Raw genomic sequence first — 1374 nt, 5'->3', positions numbered from 1 at the left:
GGACCTATCCGTGATTTCGTGGGCGAGGCATATCATGAGGTGTAAAAGTCATGGATATGCCGATGAAGAAGAAAAGACAAACTGTAGCGCGTCAGGCAGCGGCCCGAGGGCCGCTGCCTGAATTGCCCAAGGAACTGCTGGACCAGTTGGTCAAGGGGCCGATGACGCCGACCGAGGTCCAGGATCTGATGCTGGCGTTCAACAAAGCGATCATCGAACGCGCGATGGGCGCCGAGATGAACCTGCATCTGGGCTACCCGTCTGGCCAGCCCAAGCCGGCCGGTCAAGCCAACGAGCGCAACGGCGCCAGCGGCAAGACGGTCATCACCGATCGCGGCCCGGTTCGGGTTGACGTGCCCCGTGACCGCGACGGCAGCTTCGAGCCGATCCTGATTCCCAAGCACGAGCGCCGCTTCACCGGCTTCGACGAACGCATCATTGCGATGTACGCGCGTGGCATGAGCGTGCGCGAGATTCAAGGGTTTCTGGCCGAGCACTACGGCACCGAAGTGTCGCCCGACTTCATCAGCTCGGTCACCGACGAAGTGATGGCTGAGGCCCTGAGCTGGCAGAACCGTCCGCTCGAGCCAATGTATCCGGTGGTGTTCTTCGACGCGCTGCGGGTCAAGATCCGCGACGACGGCGTGGTCAGCAACAAGGCCGTTTATCTCGCGCTGGGCATCCAGGCCGACGGCCAGCGCGACGTGCTGGGCCTCTGGATCGAGCAGACCGAGGGCGCCAAGTTCTGGCTCAAGGTGTTCAACGAACTGAAGACGCGCGGCTGCCAGGACATCCTGATCGCCGTGGTCGATGGCCTGAAGGGGCTCACCGAGGCCATCAGCGCGGCCTATCCGCGGACCACCGTTCAGACCTGCATCGTGCATCTGATCCGCAACAGCCTCGAATACGCCAGCTACAAGGACCGTAAGGTGCTCGCCGCAGCACTGCGCCCGATCTACGCGGCTGCCAGCGAAGAGGCGGCACGGCAGGCGCTGCAAGACTTCGCCGACGGACCTTGGGGCGCGAAGTACCCGACGATCGTGCAGTCGTGGCAACGCGCGTGGGAGCACGTCGTGCCGTTCTACGTGTTTCCGCCTGAGATTCGACGGGTCGTGTACACCACGAACGCCATAGAAAGCTTGAATATGCAGTTGCGCAAGATCATCAAGACCCGTGGTCACTTCCCGAATGACGAGGCGGCCATCAAGCTGCTCTGGCTGGCGCTACGCAACGTACTGGCCAAGACCGTGCGGACTGCGTTCGACTGGAAATCAGCGATGAACCAGTTTGCTATCCTGTTCGGAGAGCGATTTATGCAGGCGCGCGGATAACGCGTTGTTCAACCGCCTCACCCACAAAAATGCGGACAGGTTC

At 61.7% G+C, this 1374-nt stretch carries 1 protein-coding gene; it reads left to right on the top strand.

Translation table 11 applies throughout. From position 1 onward, the window contains the following. Window positions 1-56 precede the first annotated feature (56 nt). Window positions 57-1331: an IS256 family transposase gene (locus DIE06_RS37735; protein ID WP_409364540.1), complete on the top strand. Its 1275-nt coding sequence runs from the start codon at window positions 57-59 to the stop codon at window positions 1329-1331. Window positions 1332-1374 lie beyond the last annotated feature (43 nt).

It is taken from the genome of Burkholderia sp. Bp8998 (genome assembly GCF_003854235.1).
In the GTDB taxonomy this organism is placed as follows: domain Bacteria; phylum Pseudomonadota; class Gammaproteobacteria; order Burkholderiales; family Burkholderiaceae; genus Burkholderia.
The sequence above is the reverse complement of the archived record's forward strand: the minus strand, read 5'-3'. Positions and strand labels throughout refer to the sequence as shown.

Coding starts and splice junctions, on each gene's coding strand:
- DIE06_RS37735 (WP_409364540.1), top strand. CDS start 57: ATGCCGATGAAGAAGAAAAGACAAACTGTAGCGCGTCAGGCAGCGGCC.